We start from the raw sequence: 20,398 nt of genomic DNA, 5'->3' as shown, positions 1-20,398 counted from the left end.
GGGCGGCACGGGCGAGGGTGGGGAGGGTTGCCTTGGGCCCGTAGAAGTCCTCGAGTTTGGCGAGGATGACGTCGTCCGGGATGGAGTCGGGGAGGGGTTTGGGCGGGACGCGGATGAGGAGGTGGAAGTGGTTGGACATCATGCAGAAGGTGATGATGTCGATGTCGCAGAATCGGGCGAGGTGATGGAGGATGTTGACCAACTTGTTCTTGGCGGAGTCGTCGAGGAGAGGGAGGCGGCCGGCGACGCGGGACATGCAGTGATAGACTGCAGGGAGGGATGGATCGGCTTTGATGCGAGGGATTCTCATGGTGTAGGGGCAGGGGAGTGTGCAGGTGAGGTGAACGAGCGGGTACGGATAAGCGAACTACTGATGGAGCAAATCGTGAACAAGGAGGCTAGAGAGTCAAGAGTTATGTGCCTGACTTTTAATATATGTGGATCAGATTTAATATGTCCGGCTCTTTATATTATTAGGTTGTTGACTGCCGCCTGATCTCGATCCAGGACCCGCGACCGCTTCTCCCGCCTCACCTCGCCTCGATGGCAGCTCCGCAGCAGCCTGCACCCATCCAAACACCCTCGCCGAGTCCACGCAGACGCATAGCCCTAGCCATGCAGTAAGGTCGGGCGGAACGGCTTGATCTTTTCGGGCAAGCGCTTCGTCATTCGCTCGTTACGGATCTGCCTTCCGATATTCCGATACGCGCCTCGCTCACTCCTCGTCTTGCCCGAGAATCTGCGGCGCAATCGCTTTCCTCCTTACTGCATGGATACGGCTTAGTCCCCCAAGCAGCCCTCCATAGCTCTCAAGCCAGGTTGCTCGCTTCGATAAGGACTTGGGGATTCGGGGCTCCGACCGGGATCCCCCCTTGCCTTGCCCTGCGCGTCCATACTCCCGACGCTTCCTGCGATGTCCCGTTCCCGCCGCTCCGTCGCGCTGGTCGCTCTCCTCGCAGCCGGCTTTGTCAGCCTCGGGCTCCCGGATGGCATGCTGGGCGTGGCCTGGCCCTCGATGCGCCGCGACTTCGACCGACCGCTCGATGCGCTGGGCGCCATCCTCATTCTGTTCACCGCCGGTTACCTCGCGTCCAGTTTCGGTACCGGTGCCATCCTGGCCCGAATGCGCGTGGGCACCCTACTCACCATCAGTGCCTTCATTACCGGGCTCTGCCTGCTCACCTTTGCCATCGCCCCGGCCTGGGTCGTCGTTGTGGCCGTTGCTGGGGTCGCCGGACTGGGCGCCGGAGCCATCGACGCCGGCCTCAACGCCTACGCCGCCACCCATCACAGTCCCGCCACACTGCACTGGATACACGCCGCCTACGGTGTCGGCGCCGCCGCCAGCCCACTCTTTCTCGGACACCTTCTCGCCCGGGGCGGGCGCTGGCAGACCGGCTACGCCGCCGTCGGCGTGCTCGAACTCGTTCTCGCAGGCTGTTTCCTGGCCACCCGCCATTGGTGGCACACCCCACCCGCTGTTGTCGCCGCCACGCTCCCGGTGTCGCCGGCAACGGCCACAATCCCCGTCCAGCCCCATCGGGTCCCACAGGGTCCATCGCCGGAACGCCCGTCCCTTCGCGCAACCCTCGGTATCGGTCGGGTCCAATTCGGCATCGCCGTCTTCTTCGTGTACACCGGCCTTGAAGCCGCCGTGGGCACCTGGGCATTCACACTCCTGACTGCCCATTATCGACTACCCGAGGATTCGGCCGGGCACTGGGTCGGCGCCTACTGGGGTTCGCTTGCCGCCGGAAGAGTGCTGGCCGGCGTCTTCGCGCGCAGACTCGCCCCCCTCACCGTCATCCGGCTGTCGGCCGGAGGCCTGATGGTCGGAACCCTCCTTCCCCTGTGCCTGGTTCATCCTGCAACCGCCCAACTCGCCCTCATTATCCTCGGCATCGCCTGCGCCCCGGTATTTCCCCTCCTCATCGCCCTCACGCCGCACCGCGTCGGCGCTCAACACGCCACGTCCGCCGTCGGCTTCCAGATCGCCGCAGCCACCCTCGGACAATCCCTGATTCCCACCGCCATTGGCTGGGCCGGCCGCACCCACGGGCTCCGGGCCATTCCGTTCCTCTGGTTCACGGCCGCCGCCATGCTCCTGCTCGCGCTCCCCGCCCTCGCTCGACTCAGCCGCAACCATTCGGGGACCCGTGGGACGACTCCGGGCTCCTTCTTCTAAAGACCCAGGCCCGCCACCGCCGCGCGGGCGGCATCCCAGACGGGGCCGGGATAGATGCCGAGATAGAAGATTCCGCCGACACAGGCGGCCAGGGCAAGTCGGGTAAGCGGCGCAACCGGCAGAGGTTCCTCGTCCGCGGATTCGGCGGAGGTGTACACGGCCCGCACGACGCCAAAATAATACCAGAAGGAGATCGCCACGCCGAGGATGGCGACGGCACCCAGCCAATACCAGCGGGACCAGGAGACGCCTTGCTCAACCAGGGCTTGAAGGACGAGGAACTTCCCGAAGAACCCGGCCAGCGGCGGCACACCCGCGAGCGATACCATCGCCAGGGCGAGGGCGAGGGCCAGGAAGGGTGAGCGACGGTGCAGTCCGCGAAGGGCATCGATGTCGTCGGTCCCCGCTCGTTCCACCACGGCACTGACCACCAGGAATGCCGCCAGGACGGTGAACAGGTAGGCGGCCAGGTAGAACAGCACGGCGGCGGAGCCGGCAGCGCTGACGGTGGCGACTCCGATCATCACAAATCCGCCGTTGGCCACGCTCGAATAGCCCAGCAGACGCCGGAGCCGCCGCTGCGGCAGGGCACACAGGCTGCCGTAAAGGATCGAGATGGCGGCGATGGCCATGAAGAGGGTTTCCCATCGCATGGCGAGATCGGGCAGCACGCCGCCGAGCAACCGGACCAACAGAACGACCCCGGCCGCCTTCGATCCAATGGCAAGGAAGGCGGTGGTCGGAGTCGGTGCCCCCTCGTACACATCGGGAGCCCACACCTGGAACGGGAAGAGGGCGATCTTGAAGGTCAGGCCGCCGAGCACCAGGAGCATCCCCAGTTGAAAGAGCCGGTTGTCCGCCAGTTCCTCCGAGCGCGCGGCCAGTTCGACGAAGCTCATGGTCCCGGACGCCCCGAAACACAGGGCGATGCCGTACACCATGAAGGCGGAGGACAGGGCGCCGAGGATCAGGTACTTCACTCCCGCCTCGAGCGAGGCGACCCGGGTCCGGTGATAGCTGGTCAGGACGTAGAAGGTCACGGTGACCAGTTCCAGCGCCACATACATCACCGCGAAATCGTTTGCCGATGCCGCCAGCAGCATCCCGGCCATCGCGAACAGCGTCAGCACGAAGTACTCTGTCACTCCGGAAGGCGCCCTGCCGAACACCTCGACCGCGAGCAGCAGGACGATGGAGCCGGCGAGCAGGAAGAGGGCCTTGAAGAACACCGCCAGTCCGTCCTGAACGAACATCCCGCCAAAGGCGTGCAGCGGTTCCATCACCTGCCCGGACAGCGACGCCTGGTGGAGAAACAGGGCGAAGGCGAAGATTGCGGCCACCACACCCAGCCAGCGCCGGCGCTCGTCCGGAACGACGAGATCGACCAGGAGCAGCGCGAGGCCCAGCCCCACCAACACGATTTCCGGTCCTAGAAGGGCAACGTTCATCGAAGCATCAGGGAACCGCCGCGTGCGCGGCCAGGTTGGGGGCCGGCCGAGACTGCGCCACGCCCTCGGCAATCGCCCGGGCGGCGGGCTCGATACGGTCGGTCAGCAGGCGCGGCCACACGCCAATGGCCAGAAGGCATCCGAGCAGCAGCACAAACGGCAGTTTGCGCCAGGCCCCGGCCGGGTCCGACGCCCCCTCCCAACCCGGGCCGCCGGCCGGGCCGTGCCAGATCAGCCGGATTCCGCGGAGCATATACACCGCCGCGACCACCAGGGCGCCCCAGGCGGCGGCCACCACGAAACCGCGGAGGGACAGCCCGTTGGCGCCGACCGCCAGGTCGCTCTTCCAACCCCCGAAAAGGACCAGCGCTTCGCCGACGAAATTGCCGAACCCGGGCAGGCCGCAGCCGGCCATCATGGCCATGATCATCAGGGTCCCAATGAAGGGCATGCGCTGCAGCAACCCACCCATCGCGGACATGTCGAGCGAGCGGGTCTGCCCGTACATCCAGCCGCTGAGGGCAAAGCTCAGGGCGGCCAGCAATCCATGGGCGATCATCACCACCACCGCCCCGGTCAGGCCAAGGGTGGTCAGGCTGACCAGTCCGAGAAACACGAAGCCGACGTGCGCCACGCTCGAATTCCCGATCAGGAGGTTCAGGTCCCGCTGCCGCATGGCCACCCACCCGCAGTAAAGGATATTGCCCAGGCACAGCCACGCCAGGAGCGGCAGCCAGGTCCGGGCCCCTTCGGGCAGCATCGGGATCGCCACCTTGAGCAGGACGTAGAGACCGAACTTCTTCAGCACCCCGGCGTGAAGCATGGCGGTGGCGGTCGGTGCCACCCCGTACCCCAGCGGGGCCCAGGTGTGGAACGGCCACAGCGAGACCAGGATGCCCAGCCCGAACAGAAGCCAGGGGAAAATGAAATTCTGTCGCGCCGCGGAAAGCGGGTTCGCCGCGAAATGGTCCGTCAGGGTCACCAGGTCGAAGGACTGGATCCCCGCCTGGAGATACAGCGCAATCAGCCCGATCAACGCAATCAACGCCCCGATCGTGAGGTAGATGGTGATCTGGAAGGCCGCGTAGCCCCGTCGTTCGCCGCGTCCCCACAACCCGATCATCAGGAAGGTCGGGACCAGCGCGAACTCGTGGAAGACATAGAGCAGAAACAGGTCGAGCGAGGCGAAGGCCCCCACCAGTCCGCCGGCCATCACGAGGAGAAGGATGTGGAACTCCCTGCTCCGCTCCCGGATCTCCGAAGCCATGCACGCCGCCGCGAACGCCACCACCGCCGCAAGGATCACCAGGCCCAGATTGATGCCGTCCACGCCCACCGCATACGCGATCCCGACCGACTCGACCCACGGGATCCGCTGGACAAACCGGTAGCCACCCTCCCCGACCGGCGCGGCGTCGTACCCCATGGCCATGTGCAGGGCCAGCACCGCCATCGTCGCGGTCACCGCCAGGGTGATTCCCCGGACCAGACGCGCGTACCGCTCGGGCACGAGCGCCAGTCCCACCGCCGCCACCAGCGGCAACACCAGCATCCAGGTTATCGGCGACATGAGCTCAATCGGATTCGGAACGCCGTCACAGCAGCATCACCCACAGGACCAGCGCCAGGCCGGCCACGGCCAGAAAGGCGTAGGTCTGGAGATTCCCGGTCTGAACCAGACGCAGCACCCGGCCGGCGACGTCGATGGTGCCGTGCGCGCCCCGCACGAGTAATCCGGAGACGATCCATCGGTCCACCCAGTCCGCGAGGGACGCCACGGCGTCGTGGGTGAGCCGGATCAGCCGGGCGTACAATTCATCGAAGTAAAACTTGTCCCGCATCCAACGCGCCAACACGCCCAGCTTCTCGGGGAGCGGATCGCGGGCGGGGGCATCCCCGTAGAGCCGGAAGGCCAGCATGAAGCCCGCCCCGGTCGCCAGCAGCCCCATGAACGCCGCCAGCGGCGCATGCCCGAACGGCCCGAGGGCCGTCGCCAGCCAGCCGCCGTGAGGATGCCCGTGATCCGCGCCGAAGAATCCGCCGAGCACGCCTTCGATGCCCCAGAACCCGGCAAGGATCGACGCGACAGCCAGCACACGCAGGGGCCAGAGCATGACCGGCGGCGATTCGTGCGCGTCCTCGACGCCGGGGTCGCGGGGGGCCCCGCGCCAGGCCACGAAAAACAGGCGGAACATGTACAGCGCCGTGAGCCCCGCCACGACGAGGGCCAGGACGAACAGCATCGGCCGCCCCTCGGCCCCGGCCAGCACGGCGTCCTTCGAGTAGAACCCGCTGAACGGCGGCACCCCGCACAAGGCCAGCAATCCGGCCAGAAACGTCCAGTAGGTCACCGGCAGCCGGGTCCGCAGTCCGCCCATCTTCCAGATGTCCTGCTGGTGGTGGAGCGCGTGAATCACCGAACCGGCGCCCAGGAACAGCAGGGCCTTGAAGAAGGCGTGGGTGACCAGGTGATACATCCCCGCCTCCGGATGGGCGCATCCGACGGCCATGACCATGTAGCCGAGCTGCGACAGGGTGGAGTAGGCGAGGATGCGTTTGATGTCGTTCTGCTGGACGGCCATCAGCGCCGCCAGCAGGGCGGTGAGGCCGCCGATCCAGGCAATGACGTCGAGGGCGGAGATGCCCTGGAGCCAGGCGACGGCCCAGGGCCAGGCAGGCGCCAGTTCAAAGAGGAAGAAGCAGCGTGCGAGCAGGTACACCCCTGCCGCCACCATCGTCGCGGCGTGAATCAGTGCGCTGACCGGCGTCGGCCCCTCCATGGCGTCAGGCAGCCACACATGCAGGGGGAACTGGGCGCTCTTGCCCATGACGCCCATGAACACCAGTACGCCGGCGAGGCTGGCGACGGTGCCCAGGGCCAGCGGATCCGCGGCGAGGGTCCGTTCGAGATCCAGGAAATCCACCGTGCCCAGCCCGGCCCAGACCATGACAATCCCCAGCAGGAATCCGAAGTCCCCGAGCCGGTTGGTGAGAAACGCCTTCCGGGCGGCATCCGCGGCCGCGGCGCGCTGGTACCAGAAGCCGATGAGCAGGTAGCTCGACACGCCGACCAGCTCCCAGAAGACGAACATCAGCACGAAATTCGAGGCGAGCACCACCCCGATCATCGAGAACATGAAGAGGCTCAGGGACGCGAAAAACCGCGGGTAACCGGGGTCCCCGGCCATGTAGCCCCGGGAATAAAGGTGAATCGCGAATCCGACACCCGTCACCGCCAGGAGCATGAGGTTGCTCAACCCGTCGAGGCGCAATCCGAGATCCACGGACAGGCCGCCCACCTGGAGCCAGTTGACGGTGGCCAGAAGGCATTCGTCGGCCGGGACACCGAGCCGGCCGTAGGCGCGGACGAGAAGGATCGACGCGGCGAACGCCAGGCCGGCGGCCCCCACGGACATCAGGGCGCTCAAGGCCGGCCGCCGTCGGGCGAACAGCACGATCCCCGCCGCCGAAACCAGCGGCAGCGCGAGCACCATCCAGGCAAGCGTCTCCGGCTTCATTCAGAACTTGAGGGACGCCAGGTCGCCGACCTGGGCGGTCTGGCGCCTGCGATAGAGCGCCACGATGATGGCGAGTCCGACGGCCACCTCGGCGGCGGCGACGGTGATGATGAAGAACACCATCACCTGCCCGTTCACCAGATTGAGGAACCTCGAGAACGCCACCAGGGCGAGATTCGAGGCGTTGAGCATCAGTTCGAGGCCCATGTAAAGGATGAGCAGATTGCGGCGCAGGATCACGCCCAGCAGGCCGAGACAGAACAGTCCGGCGCTCACCAGCAGGTAATGTTCGAGTCCGACGTGCATGGTCAGGGTTCCGGATTGTCGGCAGGGCTGGCGGCGGCACGGGCCGGAGCCTTGAGTTCACGCCGGCTGAGCAGGATCACGCCCAGCATGGCCACCAGGAGCAGCACCGAGACGATCTCGAAGGGCAGCAGGTACTGCTGGAACAGGGCCATGCCGAGGGCATGGGTCGATCCCTCGAGTTCGGCTTCGAGTCCGGTCCCGGGCCGGACCCTCAGAAGGGTGACCACGAGGATGCCGAAGAGGGCGATCACCGCCACCACGCCGGTGACAATGCCGAACCGGTTCCAGCGCCGCCGTTCCTCCTCCTTGAGATCGAGGAGCATGATCACGAAGAGGAACAGCACCATCACGGCGCCCGCGTACACGAGGATCTGTACCGCCGCGATGAAGAAGGCGTGCAGCAGCACGAACAGCCCCGAAAGCCAGACCATGGTCAGCACCAGGAACAGCGCGCTGGACACCGGGCTGCGGTCGAAGGGATTGGCCACGGTCAGGAAACCGCACACCAGCGCCAGTCCGGCGAAGAGGTAGAACAGAAGGTCAGTGGCCATGCGTGCTCCAGGGGCTCAGCCGGGCTGGGTCGTCACCGGAAACGTCTCCTGGGCCCGGGCCTCCTCCAGCTTGTTCTTCCATTTCTGGATGCCCGCATGGGTGCCGCCCAGGGACAGCAGCTTCTCCTTGTCGTACACCATCTCCTCCCGGTTCAGACCGGTCAGCGAAAAGTCCTCCTTCAGGAAGATCGCCTCCTCCGGGCACACCTCCTGGCAGAGGCCGCAGAAGATGCACCGCAGCATGTTGATCTCGAACTCGTCCGGGATCTTCTCCGCGTTCGGCCGGTCGGGCTTCGGGCCGTCGGGTCCCGGAGGCACGATCCGGATCGCCTTGGGCGGACAGATGAACTCGCACAACTGGCAGCTCACGCACTTGGTGTCCCCCTCCTGGTCCCGCACCAGGTACGGTGCCCCCCGGTACCCGGGACCCACCCGCCACGGCACCTCGGGATGGTACCCGTCGCCGGTGGCGGTGGCACCGTTGCGACCCTCGAAGGCCGTCCGCTTGAAATGGCGCCAGGTGACCTTGAAGCCGTTGACGAAGGCCGGCAGGTACAGCCGCTCGGCGAGGGTCAGAGGTTTTCGATCGACGATCATGGGCGGAACGAGGTTCGCGAACCGGTCGCGGTCGCGGTCGCGGTCGCGGTCGCGGTCGCGGTCGCGGTCGCGGTCGCGGTCGTGCGGCGGCGGCAGGCCCGTCGCGGAACCGGGGAAAGGAGTTGGAGCGCGGATTCAGCCATGGACCAGGGCCAGGATGGCGGCCGTCACCACGATGTTGGCCAGCGCCAGCGGGATCGCCCGGCGCCAACCGAGATCCATGAGCTGGTCGTAACGGAAGCGCGGCAGCATCCACCGCACCCAGATGATCGCCAGCAGCAGCGCCACCAGCTTGGCGAGAAAGATGAGGATGTGCAGCACGCCCACCGCGAAGGTGGTCGCCGGCTGGTCCAGCCCGAAAAACGGCAGCGTCCAGCCCCCGAGAAACAACGTCACCATCATCGCCGAAATCGAGATCATCGCCGCGTATTCCCCGAGGAAGAACAGGGCGAATTTCATCGAGCTGTATTCGGTGTGGTAGCCGCCCACCAGCTCCGTCTCCGCCTCCGGCATGTCGAATGGCAGCCGGTTGGTCTCGGCGAAGGCCGCAATCAGGAAAATCACGAAGGCCAGCGGCTGCTGGAAGATGTGCCAGCGGAACCATCCCCCGGTCTGGTTGGCAATGACGTCCCCCAGATTGAGACTCCCCACCAGCAGGAAGACCGGCACCACGCTCATCCCCATCGAGATCTCGTACGAAATCATCTGGGCGCTCGAACGGATCCCCCCGAGAAACGGGTACTTCGAATTGGCGGCGTACCCGGCCAGAACGATGCCGTACACGCTCAACGACACGATCCCGAACGTGAACAGGATCCCCACATCGAGGTTGGCGATGACCATCGACTGCTGGCCGAGGTTCGACCCGAACGGGATCACCGCCAGGGTCAGCAACGCCGGTACCATGACAATCGCCGGCGCCAGCCAGAAGAAGGTCTTCCGCACATGCCCGGGCGTGTAATCCTCCTTGAGAATCGCCTTCAACGCATCGGCCAGCGGCTGGAACAGCCCCCATCGCACCAGCGCCGACCCCACACCCCCCGGAAGGTACCGGGCAAAAAATGGCGTCGCCCGGTTCGGCCCCACGCGGTCCTGGATGAAGGCGCTGACCTTCCGTTCCGCCAGGACCGCGTAGGCGACCATGGTCATCACCACCGCGAACACGACGGCGATCTTGACCAGGCTGAATGCGATGAATGTCCAGTCCATATCCACGTGTCACCCGCCTTGTCCCGGCCCGGCGCCGTTGCCGGGCCATGCTGCCACGTCGGCCCCGGGTTCACCAAGCCCGCCCCAACGCAACCCCTCGAAGGCCGGCACCGACCGCGTCATGGCATCGAACCAGCCTTCCACCGTCGCCGGAACGCCGCGTTCCCCCGCCGCTTCCAGCCACTCGACCAGAAATTCGCCCTCCGGACGCGCGTCACCCGGCGCCTCGACCGCCTTCAAAAACCGCTGCACCCGGCCCTTCCCGTTGACGAACGTGCCCCGCTTCTCGACGTGGGCGCACCCGGGCAGAACGAAATGCGCCAGGCGCACGGTCTCGTTGGGCAGGATGTCGCTGACCACCAGCGTCTCGAGCCGGTCGAGAAGTTCCGGACCCAGCCCGTGCCGGGTGACGTCCTCCCCGAACACCACCAGCGCCCGGATCCGCCCCGCCGCAATCCCCTCGGCCACCCCGGGCAGCCGCGACCCGGGATCCTCCGACGCCATCCCGGTCAGCCGGGCGCCCAGCATGTTCGGATTCCGATCGGCACTGACCAGAAGTCGGTCCGCCTCGCCGGGACGGGGAATGCTGTCGGTCACCGCGCCCAGCCGGTCGGCGAGGCGCTTGAGCAGGAACAGTTCCTCGGTCGTCTGCCGCGCCGAGGCGATCACCGCCGTGGCACCCTGGGGAAGACCTTGAAGGCGTCCGGCGATTTCGCTCAGCGCGGCACCCCAGGACGTGGATTCGAAGGCGCCGCCGGCGGCCCGGCGCTGCACCTGCCGCAACCGGTCGGGACGCGCGATCCAGCGGTAGTTCAGGCGCCCGCTGTCGCACATCCAGGGGCCGTTGACGGCGTCGTTCTCCCGGGGCGTGTAGCGGTGGACGGTTCCCTCGCGCGACCAGACGGTGATGTTGCAGCCGGTGGCGCAACTGGTGCAGACGGACGAGGTCTCCTTGAGAAACCAGACCCGCATCCGGAACCGGAAATCCTTCGAGGTCAGCGCCCCCACCGGACACAGGTCCACCGTGTTCAGGGTGTAGTTGTTGTCGAAGGCGGTGCCCGGGTAGGCGGCGATGCTGTTGTACGAGCCCCGGTTCACGATGCCCAGCCGGTCGTCGCCCGCGATGTCCCGGGTGAACCGGATGCAGCGGGTGCAGAGGATGCACCGCTCGTCGTCGAGCAGGATCCGCGGACCCAGATCGACGGCCTTGGGTTTGTGCACCTTGACCTCGGCGAACCCGGTGGCCGCATGCCCATGTTCCACCGAGTACTCCTGCAGCTTGCACTCCCCTGCCTGGTCGCAGATCGGACAGTCAAGGGGATGATTGATGAGCAGGGACTCGAGCACCGCCTCCCGCATCTGCCGCGTCGCCGCCGATCCGGGGTACAACTCCATCCCCGGCGAAATCGGCGTGGCGCACGCGATGGCCCCCCGCGGCGTGCCAGGCTCGTAGGGAAGCACGGACCGCGCGATTTTCGGCGAACCGTCCTCCTGCAGAATCGGCTTGCGATCCGGCCCCATCGCCGGTGTCCCGAATTCAATCAGGCACATCCGGCAGTTGCCCGCGGTCGGAAGCTTGGGGTGGTAGCAGTAGTGCGGCACCTCGACCCCGGCCAGCTTGCACGCCTGCAACATCGTCGTCGGCTGCGGACGCCCCTGCCAGTCCGGCATGAACCGGGGCACCTCGATCTCCCGGCCATCAACCTGGATCCGGACGGTCTCCGCCGGGGGAGGAGCCGCCGGCGCGGGGCTTGGGGAGGATGCGGTCGCGGTGGACATCGGTGGGAACTAGCGCGTGATCGGAGGGCGTGCGGCGGCGGGGGCGGAAGTCACCAGGCTCATCGGGAGACGCAGGTCAGCATCGCGGACTGGCCGCCAGTTTGAGATCGGGGGTCGGACCGCAGCCGGCATTCGCAGCGGCTGCAGCGCGGGCTTCGTCGGCGGCCCCACGGGCCTCGAATTCCTCCCGAAACTTCTTCACGAAACTCAGCACCGGCCAGGACGCCGCCTCCCCGAAGGCGCAGATCGTCCGTCCCTGGATGTTCTGCGCAATGTTCAGGAGGTAATCGGCATCGGCACGACGTCCCCTGCCATGGGCGAGGCGATGGAGCGCCTTGCTGAGCCACAGCGCTCCTTCGCGGCACGGCGTGCACTGGCCGCAACTTTCGTGGGCGTAAAACTCCGAGATGTTGGCCAGCGCCTCCACCATGTCCGTGGTGTCGTCCATCACGATGATGGCTCCGGAACCCGACATCGACCCGGCCTGCTGCAACGAATCGAAGTCGTAGGGAAGATCGAGCAGATCCACCTCGACCGACGCCATCTGGCCGTCCGCACCCCTGCGCTTCAACCGGAACGTCTCGCCCGCCTTGAACACCTTCGCCGACGAACCTCCCGGGATGATGGCCTTCAAGGTCCTCCCCTCACGCAGGCCCCGGCCGAAGTTCTCGTGGAAGATCAGTTCGCCGAGGGTGACCTTGCCGACCTCGATCTCGAAATAGCCCGGCCGCTTCACATGGCCGCTCAGGCTGACAATGCGGGTCCCCGTGTTGTTGGGGGTGCCCAGCCTGGCATACTCGGCCGCCCCCATGGCCAGGATGTGCTTCACCGCGGCCAGGGTCTCGACGTTGTTGACGATGGTCGGGCACTGGTAAAGACCCAGCACCGCCGGGAAATAAGGCGGCTTGATGCGCGGGTAGGCGCGCTTGCCTTCAAGGGATTCGATCAGGCCGGTCTCCTCGCCGCAAATGTAGGCGCCGGCACCCCGATGGACGTGGATTTCGAGGTCGTACCCGGTGCCGAGGATGTTCTTCCCGAGGTGCCCCGCTTCCCGCGCCTCCGCCAGCGCCCGATTGAGCAGGCGCGCCCCCTCCGGCATCTCGCCACGGATGTAGATGTAGGCGAGATGCACGTCGTTCGCGAAGCACGACAGGATCATCCCCTCCAGCAACTGGTGCGGATCCTTGTGCAGGATCTGCCGGTCCTTGAAGGTGCCGGGCTCCGACTCGTCCGCGTTGCAGATCAGGTAGATCGGCTTGCCGCTCCGCCGATCCACAAAGGACCACTTCAGTCCCGCCGAGAACCCCGCCCCGCCGCGACCCCGAAGTCCGGACCGCAACACTTCATCCCGGATCTGTTCCTGGGCCGACTGGGTCTTGCCGTCCGCCAGTTCCTTCGGGGGAAGGCTCAGGCACCGCCGAAGGGTCTCGTACCCCCCGTGACGGGTGTAGCACGCCAGGTCAGGCGTGTAGCCGGGCGAATCGGCGTGCTGAAGAATCAAACGGTGTTCCTGCGGCATGTCGTCTTGACGTGCGATATGGCTTCCCTACCGTCGGTCCTGCCGCGACTGCCCGATGGTGTAACGGTAGCACAGCAGACTCTGGATCTGTTTGTTCTGGTTCAAATCCAGGTCGGGCAGCCAATCCCTTCCTGGTTCCGTCCGCGGCCCATCCGTCCCCCGCCCATCCGTCCCCCGCCCATCCGTCCCCCGCCCTACCGCCGAACGGCGCTTCGCACCAGGGGCCTCCCGGCATTCCATTGCCGGAGGAGGACTCGTCATCAGTTCCTTCATCGCGGGCGCCTTCACGAACACTTCCCCACCAGGGCGTCGGCCGCCTCCGGCGTGACGCCTTCGTGAAAGGCCTCGTTGACCATCATCACCGGCGCGGTGCCGCATCCGGCGAGGCATTCGACAAACTCGACCGAGAACCGCCCGTCGGCAGTCGTCTGGATCCCGTGCTGCTTCGGATCGAGCCCGAACTTCCGGCACAAATGCTCGTGCAACCGATGGCTCCCGCCCAGGGCGCAACTGAGCGTCCGGCAGACCTTGAACTGATGCCGGCCGGCGGGTTCCTGACGGAACATCGGGTAGAAGGTGACCAGTTCCTGGATGTGGATCGGTTGCAGGCCCAGCTTGGCCGCCGCCCACCGGACGGCTTCCGGAGGCAGCCATCCGAAGTGCGCCTGCAAGGCGTGCAGCACCATCAGCGAAGCGCTGCGTTTCTCCGGATAATGGGAGATCAACTCGTCGATCTCCGCCTCCACCGGGACCGGCACCTCCGCCGTCAACGCGACGCCTCCAGCAGCCATAGGCTCTTGTCCAGATCGCGTGAAACACCCGTCAGCAGATCCGCCGTGTCGGCATCTCCCAGCGCCGCCGACCGATCGATCGAGGCACGCACCGCGTTGGCCACCACAGCGAACCGTTCCGCCAGCACATCAACGTAGGCCTCCTGGTTGTCCTTGTCCGACGGCCAGTCCTTCAACCGCGACGCCTTGGCCACCTGGCGGACCGTCCCGTGGGCGTGTCCACCGAGTTGCACCGCGCGCTCCGCCACGTCGTCGAGGTGTTCCTCCACCGAGCCGGCCACCTCGTCGAAGAGCTTGTGGAGCGCGTAGAACCGCTTGCCCCGCACGTTCCAGTGCGCCTGCTTCGCCTGAGAGTAAAGGTCGCTCAGGTCGGCCAGCGCCGCGTTGAGCAACCCGACCAGCTCGACCCTCGCCTTGGCGGGGACCGAGTTCTGCGTGGGATTCAACTTCTCCTTGCTCATGGTCTCCTTTCGTTCAGCGATCGCACTCGCCCATCACAAAATCCAGGGAACCCAGAATCGTCGGCACATCCGACACCATGTGCCCCGGCAGCATGTGGGAGAGGATGCCAAGGTTGACAAAGGAGGGCGCCCGGATCTTCAGCCGGTACGGCGTCCCGCCGCCGCGGCTCAGAATGTAGAAACCCAGTTCCCCCTTCGGATTCTCCGCTCCGAAATACACCTCGCCCGGCGGCGCGTTGACCCCCTGGGTCACCAGAATGAACTGATGAATCAGCTCCTCCATGCCGGTCATCACCTTCTCCTTGGGCGGCAGCATCACCTTGCCGTCGTCCACATTGATCGGTTCCCGTGCCGCATTGTCGGCGCCGCCAGGAATCCGGTCCGCGCACTGCCTCAGCAGCCCCACGCTCTGCCGCATCTCCTCCATCCGCACCAGATACCGGTCGTAGCAGTCGCCCACCGATCCCATCGGAACTTCAAAATCCAACTGGTCATAGACCAGGTACGGCCGCGCCTTGCGCACATCATACCCCACCCCCGAGGCCCGCAGGTTCGGACCGGTCAGCCCAAAATCGATGGCGTCCTTCGCCGAAACCACCCCGACGTCCCGGGTCCGGTCCACCCAGATCCGGTTGCGGGTGAGCAACTGGTCCACCTCCCCCAGCGCCACGCTCACCTCGTCGCAGAACCGCCGCACCCCGTCGAGCCAGCCGGGCGGGAGGTCCCGCGACTGCCCCCCCACCCTCGTGTAACTGGTGGTGAAGCGCGCCCCGGTCAGCGCCTCGGCCAGGTTGTACACCTTCTCCCGCTCGGTGAAGGTGTGCAGGAAGACCGTCAGTGCCCCGACATCCATCGCGTAGGCGCCCATCCCCAGCAGGTGCGCCGAAATCCGGGCCAGCTCGCAGCAAATCACCCGGATGTACTGCCCCCGCGGCGGCAGCGTGAGCCCCATCAGCTTCTCCACCGCCATGGCATAGGCCACGTTGTTGGCCAGCGGTGCCAGATAGTCCAACCGGTCCGTGTACGGCACGAACTGGTTGTAGGTCATGTTCTCCGCGATCTTCTCGTCGCCCCGGTGCAGATACCCCACATCCGCGTCCGCCCGCGCAATCTCCTCCCCGTCCAGTTCCAACACCAGACGCAACACCCCGTGCGTCGCCGGGTGCGACGGCCCCATGTTCAACACCATCCGCTCCCCGCCCGTCAGTTCCGTCCCGTCCTCGAAGTCCGTCTCCGGCACGCCACGCGACGCGGCATCCGCATACTCCAGCGTTTGCGTCTCCAGCGTATGCGTCCTCTCCCGCCCACCCTGTGAACTCCCGGCAGCCATCCTTTATCCCTCCTCCGAAGTGCGCACCCGCGGCTCGCGGGCGATGGTGTCCGCCCCTCCAGGCACCGTGACAAACGGTCCCCCCTCCAGCGGGGCCGGCCGGGTGAACGCGACCCCGGGCACCTCGCTCGCCTTCCCCGCCAGCGGAAAGTCCTTCCGCAACGGGAAATACGGGTAGCCCTCCCACATCAGGATCCGCCGCAGATCCGGGTGCCCCCGGAACCGGATCCCGAGCATGTCGTACGCTTCCCGCTCGTGCCAGTTGGCCGTGCGCCAGACATCGCTCACGGTCGGCAGTTCGGATTTCTCCTCGCTCACCGCGGTCTTGAGCCGCAGATGACATCCGTGCTCGACCCCATAGAGCTCGTACACCACCAGCCAGCGCGGGTCGTCCCCGTACTGATCCACCCCGGTAAGATCCACCAGAAAATCGAAGCCCAACGATCCCTTCGCGTAGCGACACACTTCGGCCACCCGCTCAGGATCGCGGATCAGCACGGTCACTTCGTCCCGAAAGCTGGCCGGCTCCGAAACGATGCCGCCGAAGCGCTCCCCCAGGGCCCGGGCCAATTCCAACGCGGTGGCCATCTCAGACCGCCACCCTTTCCCCGCGGACGACTTCCGCCCCGGCCTTCTCCCTCGACCCCGATCCATGCAGCAACGACGCCACGTTGAGTCCCGACAGCACCGGTTCGCGAGCCACCTTCTTCTGCAGCTTGATCAGGGCGTCGAGCAGTGCCTCCGGACGCGGCGGGCACCCCGCCACATAAACATCCACGGGAACAATCTGGTCCACCCCCTGCAACACCGCGTAACTGCGGTACATGCCTCCGGTCGAGGCGCAGGCACCCATGGCGATCACCCACTTGGGCTCCGTCATCTGGTCGTAGATCCGCCGCAGCGCCCCCGCCATCTTGTAGGTCACCGTCCCCGCCACGATCATCACATCCGCCTGCCGCGGCGAAAACCGCATCACCTCCGACCCGAACCGCGAAATGTCGAAGCGCGCCGCCCCGGCCGCCATCAGTTCAATCGCGCAACAGGCCAGCCCCATCGGCATCGGCCACAGCGAATTCTCCCGGAACCAGGCCAGCGCGGCGTCCACCCGGGTGATCACCACGTTCCCTTCGACCTTGGAATTGTAGCCGATTGCGGTGGGCTTCATGGGGCGCTCTGCCGACCGAAGGAGCCGGCCCCGGCAAACTAGCAACCGGCCCCAACCGGACAAGGCGAATTTGTGCCGTTTTTCACAAGCGCGATGCCCAACCCGCCTTAACGGCCGGAAAATCAGCACCTTCGAAGTCCCGTGAACTCATCCCATCCCATCCAGCCAGCCCCTTCATTCCAGCAAACCGCTGCGTCGATAGCTCTGTTTACCAGGCTCCAGATATCAAGCCCGAATGGAGGTTGTTGACGGTCCACGATCAGGCCCCCCCCCGCCGCGGCCCGAAGGAGTCTTCTGAGGCGCATCCCCGTGTTGTCGGTCTGTGGGTGAAGAGAAGGCGAATTGGAGGTCCGACTCCGCGAGTCCATGCTTTTCCTTTCGGTTCACTCGGGGGGGGGGCGGCCTCGTGCAACTCCGCCCTCCGCTGCCGCCCTTCGCGAAGCACCCATATCCACCAAAAACGCAGGGATGCACCGGATTCTCCGCGTCAATAACTGTGTGTCTGACTTGTTGATCTTGTTGTGGCGTCAACAACAAAATGTCTGACTCATAAACTTGCTAGAGCGTTCAGCAGTATCCGCCTGTCTATTTATTTTAGTTTGTTGACTGCTTCCTCTCTTGTTCGCGGTAGGGTGGAGCGGATCGGGAAGCGGGGGGGGAGCCGGAGATGATCCGGGAAGGATGGACCTAGGGCGAAGAACTCTACCAATTGGAAGGATCCTGCGCCGGCGGGTCCGGCACCGCGACGTTCACACCACCCCAATACCCCGCGATCATCCGAACCACTTCGGTGAATCGCTCGAACAATAGGGGTTTCACCACGTACGAATTGGCTCCGGCGGCGTAGGCGCGGACAAGGTCGATCCCTTCCTGCGAGGAACTGAAAAGGACCACCGGAATCGTTTTCAGCCCGGGATCGGCCTTGATCTGGCGCAACGCCTCCAGGCCGTCCATCCGCGGCATTTTCATGTCGAGGAGCACCACCGTCGGACGGCGCGACCGCCCGTCCTCCCGTACCCCGCCGCTGCGGAGATAGTCCATTACCGCCACCCCGTCCCGGACCGTCACCACCTCCTGCTCAAGGCCGCTCCGGGCAAGGGCATGCAATGCGAGATCCACATCACGCGGGTTGTCGTCGGCCAGAAGTATGATCGGTCGCTCCCTGAACGCTGGCGGTGAATCGGAAATCTCGCTGAGGACCGCCGCTCGCGCGGATCCCGGAGCGTGGCCCGGATTGCCCGCCTGGGTCGGCACCGGGTCGGCGTACAACGTGGCGGTCATGGCGACTCCGCGGGTTTCGACGCCCCGGTCACCCCTCCATGGGTTCGGCACGGCGGGGGCCGTCGGCGGCGGGTTCGAATGGCATGGGTCGGCGCCGTCCCACGGGTGGCCGTCATTCGACCTATCCGCAGAGGCGGCGGGCCCAGCCCGGAGGCTGGCATGGTGAGTATATCGACACGCCCGCCGGCGACTTGACCCATTCCACATCGCGCCCGGTCCTTCCCCTGGTTGATCTGCGTCAAGGCACACCCGGCCGTCCTGCGTCACGCTGGCCGGCATGAAGGAGACCCTGATCGAACTGGATGCCCGCGGTCTGGAACCTCCCCAGCCCATGGTCCGTATCCTCGAAGCGCTCCAGTCGCTGCCATCGGATCAGTGCCTGCTCGCCCGAACCGACCGTCGCCCCATCCACCTGTACCCCATGCTGGCCGATCGTGGATTCGAGGGCGAAACCCGGGAAACCCCGCCCCATGGCTTCGTTACCGTCATCCGTCGCCGCGCCTGAACCCGGCCGCCAGCCCGTCGCATTCCGGGGCGGGCTCCCGGATCTGAATCACGCCCCGGACGTCCGGCTGCCTCTGCGATTCATGCTCGCCGGCCTGATGTCACTGGCCGCCGCGCTGGGCATCCTGGTCGCCCAACCCCATCTCCTGACCGCCTACCATTATCACCACCACGTCGTCGCCATCACCCACCTGCTGGTCCTGGGCTTCCTCCTCTCCGTGGTGTTCGGCGCCACGTATCAACTGGTCCCGGTCGCGCTCGAAACCCGGCTCCACAGCGAACGCCTCGCCCGCTGGCACTTCCCCATTCACCTCGTCAGCGTCGCCAGCATGGTGTGGATGTTCTGGGTCTGGAACATGAAGGAGGTCGGCCATTTCGGCTCCGGCCTCGCCCTCGGCGCCGGATTCTTCGTCTGGAACATCGCCCGCACCCTCCGTCGCGTCAGCCGCTGGGACCCTGTGGCCTTCGGCATCGCGTCGATGCTGGTCTGGCTGACGGCCACCGTCGCCGCCGGCCTGGCCGTCGCCGCCGCCAAGAGCACCTACGAACTCGTCGATCGCCCCGGCCTTCACCCCCTCCTCGCCGCACCGCTCCAGGGATTGCGGGCGATCGCCGACGCCGTCGCCCGTTTCGATGCGCTGGGCGTCATGCATGCCCATGCCCACCTCGGGGTGCTCGGGATCTTCATCCTGCTCACCATCGCCATCGCCTACCGGCTGGTCCCGATGTTCCTCATCAGCGAAGTCCAGCGACCCGCCCGGGCCTGGGCCTCACTGATCCTCCTCAACCTCGGCCTCGTCACCATCGCCTTTGCCCTCCCGCTTCAGCCCGCCTGGAAACCCCTGGCCGCACTCCTCACCGTCGCCGGCCTCGCCTGCTACGGAATCGAACTCGCTGCCATCGTCCACGCCCGGCGCCGACGCACCCTCGATTGGGGTCTCCGCGCCTTCCTCACCGCCCAGGCCCTGCTCGTCCCCGTCGCGGCACTCGGCCTGCTCCTCTCCCGGCCCGGACTCGCCCTGACTGAGTTCATCGGTCGCCTCGAAAACCTCTACGGGTTTCTCGCCCTCTTCGGTGTCGTCGCCTTCGCCATTCTCGGCATGCTCTACAAGATCCTCCCCTTCCTCGTCTGGTTCGCCACCTACAGCCGCGAGGTCGGACGTTCCCGCACACCCACACTCCAGGAGATGATTTCCGTTCCGCTCCAGATGGCCGGGTACACCCTCTGGATCGCCGGACTGGTGGTGATCTCGACCGCCATCCTGTTGGCCCACGATCTCCTGGCCCGGATCGGCGCGTCCGTGCTGGCCGCCAGCTTCGTCACCTTCCTCGTCAACGCCGCCCGCATCCTCCGACACCGCTTCCAACCCCAGCTCGCGCCCCTGGCGCACCCGGGAAACCGACCCTCCACTGCCACCCTCCCATGAACCCGATCGCCCCCTCCGAAGATGCCATCTGGGACGCCCTACGTTGCGTCGTCGATCCCGAGATCGGACTGAACCTTGTGGACCTCGGCCTCATCTACAGCGTCCGGATCGACGGCCCGGCGGTGGACATCCTCATGACTGTCACCACCCCGGGCTGTCCCATGGTCCACAGCCTCAAGCAAGGCGTCGAATACGCCGTCTCCGGAGTTCCCGGCGTCAGCGAGGTGTTCGTCACGGTCGTCCACGACCCGCCCTGGAACCCCTCGATGATGACCGCCGCCGGCCAGCGCGCGGCCAATATCCTGCCCGTGAACGACTGACCCGGAC

At 66.1% G+C, this 20,398-nt stretch carries 20 protein-coding genes and 1 tRNA gene; 5 read left to right on the top strand and 16 right to left on the bottom strand.

All coding sequences use genetic code 11. From position 1 onward, the window contains the following. Positions 1 to 310 (bottom strand): transposase (locus KF833_23150; protein MBX3748217.1); only part of this gene is annotated, 310 nt, incomplete at its 3' end. Between the two features lie 603 nt (positions 311 to 913). Here KF833_23150 and KF833_23145 point away from each other — a divergent pair. Further along, a complete protein-coding gene (locus KF833_23145; GenBank protein MBX3748216.1) occupies positions 914 to 2,185 on the top strand; it encodes an MFS transporter in 1,272 nt (423 codons plus the stop codon). Here the strand turns inward: KF833_23145 and KF833_23140 are convergent. The 9 genes from KF833_23140 to nuoF all read right to left on the bottom strand — a co-directional run bounded on the left by KF833_23140 (position 2,182) and on the right by nuoF (position 13,112). Beyond that, a complete protein-coding gene (locus tag KF833_23140) occupies positions 2,182 to 3,633 on the bottom strand; it encodes an NADH-quinone oxidoreductase subunit N (protein MBX3748215.1) in 1,452 nt (483 codons plus the stop codon). The genes KF833_23145 and KF833_23140 overlap by 4 nt on opposite strands. 7 nt (positions 3,634 to 3,640) lie before the next feature. Further along, positions 3,641 to 5,203, bottom strand: a complete 1,563-nt coding sequence (locus KF833_23135) for an NADH-quinone oxidoreductase subunit M (GenBank protein ID MBX3748214.1) — start codon at positions 5,201 to 5,203, stop codon at positions 3,641 to 3,643. Positions 5,204 to 5,228: 25 nt separating this feature from the next. After that, positions 5,229 to 7,151, bottom strand: coding sequence for an NADH-quinone oxidoreductase subunit L (nuoL, locus tag KF833_23130; GenBank protein MBX3748213.1), 1,923 nt, complete (start codon positions 7,149 to 7,151; stop codon positions 5,229 to 5,231). Next, on the bottom strand, positions 7,152 to 7,457 hold the full coding sequence (nuoK, locus tag KF833_23125) for an NADH-quinone oxidoreductase subunit NuoK (protein ID MBX3748212.1): 306 nt from the start codon (positions 7,455 to 7,457) through the stop codon (positions 7,152 to 7,154). 2 nt (positions 7,458 to 7,459) lie between these two features. Further along, positions 7,460 to 8,008 (bottom strand): NADH-quinone oxidoreductase subunit J, encoded by a 549-nt coding sequence (locus KF833_23120; protein MBX3748211.1) that lies wholly within the window; start codon positions 8,006 to 8,008, stop codon positions 7,460 to 7,462. Positions 8,009 to 8,023: 15 nt separating this feature from the next. Beyond that, positions 8,024 to 8,605 (bottom strand): NADH-quinone oxidoreductase subunit I, encoded by a 582-nt coding sequence (locus KF833_23115; protein ID MBX3748210.1) that lies wholly within the window; start codon positions 8,603 to 8,605, stop codon positions 8,024 to 8,026. A gap of 135 nt (positions 8,606 to 8,740) precedes the next feature. Continuing rightward, a complete protein-coding gene (gene nuoH, locus KF833_23110) occupies positions 8,741 to 9,814 on the bottom strand; it encodes an NADH-quinone oxidoreductase subunit NuoH (GenBank protein MBX3748209.1) in 1,074 nt (357 codons plus the stop codon). Positions 9,815 to 9,823: 9 nt separating this feature from the next. After that, positions 9,824 to 11,593: a molybdopterin-dependent oxidoreductase gene (locus KF833_23105; protein MBX3748208.1), complete on the bottom strand. Its 1,770-nt coding sequence runs from the start codon at positions 11,591 to 11,593 to the stop codon at positions 9,824 to 9,826. Positions 11,594 to 11,669: 76 nt separating this feature from the next. Continuing rightward, on the bottom strand, positions 11,670 to 13,112 hold the full coding sequence (gene nuoF / locus KF833_23100) for an NADH-quinone oxidoreductase subunit NuoF (GenBank protein ID MBX3748207.1): 1,443 nt from the start codon (positions 13,110 to 13,112) through the stop codon (positions 11,670 to 11,672). A 49-nt stretch (positions 13,113 to 13,161) separates the two neighbouring features. Here nuoF and KF833_23095 point away from each other — a divergent pair. Next, a tRNA-Gln gene (locus tag KF833_23095) sits at positions 13,162 to 13,235 on the top strand. A 161-nt stretch (positions 13,236 to 13,396) separates the two neighbouring features. On the opposite strand, the gene KF833_23090 is transcribed toward KF833_23095, so the two are convergent. The 6 genes from KF833_23090 to KF833_23065 all read right to left on the bottom strand — a co-directional run bounded on the left by KF833_23090 (position 13,397) and on the right by KF833_23065 (position 18,140). Continuing rightward, a complete protein-coding gene (locus KF833_23090) occupies positions 13,397 to 13,903 on the bottom strand; it encodes an NAD(P)H-dependent oxidoreductase subunit E (protein MBX3748206.1) in 507 nt (168 codons plus the stop codon). Further along, entirely contained in the window at positions 13,879 to 14,364 is a 486-nt protein-coding gene (gene dps, locus KF833_23085) for a DNA starvation/stationary phase protection protein Dps (GenBank protein MBX3748205.1), read from the bottom strand. The genes KF833_23090 and dps overlap by 25 nt, the downstream gene beginning before the upstream one ends. A 13-nt stretch (positions 14,365 to 14,377) precedes the next feature. Then, on the bottom strand, positions 14,378 to 15,694 hold the full coding sequence (nuoD, locus tag KF833_23080; GenBank protein ID MBX3748204.1) for an NADH dehydrogenase (quinone) subunit D: 1,317 nt from the start codon (positions 15,692 to 15,694) through the stop codon (positions 14,378 to 14,380). Between the two features lie 3 nt (positions 15,695 to 15,697). Beyond that, on the bottom strand, positions 15,698 to 16,282 hold the full coding sequence (locus KF833_23075) for an NADH-quinone oxidoreductase subunit C (GenBank protein ID MBX3748203.1): 585 nt from the start codon (positions 16,280 to 16,282) through the stop codon (positions 15,698 to 15,700). 1 nt (position 16,283) lies between these two features. Next, complete coding sequence (gene nuoB / locus KF833_23070; GenBank protein ID MBX3748202.1) at positions 16,284 to 16,859, bottom strand: NADH-quinone oxidoreductase subunit NuoB; 576 nt, start codon at positions 16,857 to 16,859, stop codon at positions 16,284 to 16,286. Between the two features lie 702 nt (positions 16,860 to 17,561). Next, positions 17,562 to 18,140, bottom strand: coding sequence for a response regulator (locus tag KF833_23065; protein ID MBX3748201.1), 579 nt, complete (start codon positions 18,138 to 18,140; stop codon positions 17,562 to 17,564). A 292-nt stretch (positions 18,141 to 18,432) separates the two neighbouring features. Here KF833_23065 and KF833_23060 point away from each other — a divergent pair, with 292 nt between their 5' ends. Genes KF833_23060 through KF833_23050 form a run of 3 tightly spaced genes read left to right on the top strand, consistent with a single transcriptional unit; the run spans position 18,433 to position 20,391 of the window. Beyond that, entirely contained in the window at positions 18,433 to 18,645 is a 213-nt protein-coding gene (locus tag KF833_23060; protein MBX3748200.1) for a DUF2249 domain-containing protein, read from the top strand. Beyond that, positions 18,611 to 20,071 (top strand): hypothetical protein, encoded by a 1,461-nt coding sequence (locus KF833_23055; GenBank protein MBX3748199.1) that lies wholly within the window; start codon positions 18,611 to 18,613, stop codon positions 20,069 to 20,071. Before KF833_23060 ends, KF833_23055 begins: the two co-directional genes overlap by 35 nt. Next, positions 20,068 to 20,391, top strand: a complete 324-nt coding sequence (locus KF833_23050) for a metal-sulfur cluster assembly factor (GenBank protein MBX3748198.1) — start codon at positions 20,068 to 20,070, stop codon at positions 20,389 to 20,391. Before KF833_23055 ends, KF833_23050 begins: the two co-directional genes overlap by 4 nt. The last annotated feature ends 7 nt before the right edge of the window (positions 20,392 to 20,398 follow it).

Source organism: Verrucomicrobiia bacterium, assembly GCA_019634625.1.
In the GTDB taxonomy this organism is placed as follows: domain Bacteria; phylum Verrucomicrobiota; class Verrucomicrobiia; order Limisphaerales; family CAIMTB01; genus CAIMTB01.
The sequence above is the reverse complement of the archived record's forward strand: the minus strand, read 5'-3'. Positions and strand labels throughout refer to the sequence as shown.

Coding starts and splice junctions, on each gene's coding strand:
- nuoB (MBX3748202.1), bottom strand. CDS start 16,859: ATGAAGCCCACCGCAATCGGCTACAATTCCAAGGTCGAAGGGAACGTG.
- KF833_23075 (MBX3748203.1), bottom strand. CDS start 16,282: ATGGCCACCGCGTTGGAATTGGCCCGGGCCCTGGGGGAGCGCTTCGGC.
- KF833_23055 (MBX3748199.1), top strand. CDS start 18,611: ATGGCTTCGTTACCGTCATCCGTCGCCGCGCCTGAACCCGGCCGCCAG.
- KF833_23050 (MBX3748198.1), top strand. CDS start 20,068: ATGAACCCGATCGCCCCCTCCGAAGATGCCATCTGGGACGCCCTACGT.
- KF833_23065 (MBX3748201.1), bottom strand. CDS start 18,140: ATGACCGCCACGTTGTACGCCGACCCGGTGCCGACCCAGGCGGGCAAT.
- KF833_23090 (MBX3748206.1), bottom strand. CDS start 13,903: ATGGCTGCTGGAGGCGTCGCGTTGACGGCGGAGGTGCCGGTCCCGGTG.
- nuoF (MBX3748207.1), bottom strand. CDS start 13,112: ATGCCGCAGGAACACCGTTTGATTCTTCAGCACGCCGATTCGCCCGGC.
- KF833_23135 (MBX3748214.1), bottom strand. CDS start 5,203: ATGTCGCCGATAACCTGGATGCTGGTGTTGCCGCTGGTGGCGGCGGTG.
- nuoD (MBX3748204.1), bottom strand. CDS start 15,694: ATGGCTGCCGGGAGTTCACAGGGTGGGCGGGAGAGGACGCATACGCTG.
- nuoL (MBX3748213.1), bottom strand. CDS start 7,151: ATGAAGCCGGAGACGCTTGCCTGGATGGTGCTCGCGCTGCCGCTGGTT.
- KF833_23145 (MBX3748216.1), top strand. CDS start 914: ATGTCCCGTTCCCGCCGCTCCGTCGCGCTGGTCGCTCTCCTCGCAGCC.
- nuoH (MBX3748209.1), bottom strand. CDS start 9,814: ATGGACTGGACATTCATCGCATTCAGCCTGGTCAAGATCGCCGTCGTG.
- KF833_23120 (MBX3748211.1), bottom strand. CDS start 8,008: ATGGCCACTGACCTTCTGTTCTACCTCTTCGCCGGACTGGCGCTGGTG.
- KF833_23140 (MBX3748215.1), bottom strand. CDS start 3,633: ATGAACGTTGCCCTTCTAGGACCGGAAATCGTGTTGGTGGGGCTGGGC.
- nuoK (MBX3748212.1), bottom strand. CDS start 7,457: ATGCACGTCGGACTCGAACATTACCTGCTGGTGAGCGCCGGACTGTTC.
- KF833_23115 (MBX3748210.1), bottom strand. CDS start 8,605: ATGATCGTCGATCGAAAACCTCTGACCCTCGCCGAGCGGCTGTACCTG.
- KF833_23105 (MBX3748208.1), bottom strand. CDS start 11,593: ATGTCCACCGCGACCGCATCCTCCCCAAGCCCCGCGCCGGCGGCTCCT.
- dps (MBX3748205.1), bottom strand. CDS start 14,364: ATGAGCAAGGAGAAGTTGAATCCCACGCAGAACTCGGTCCCCGCCAAG.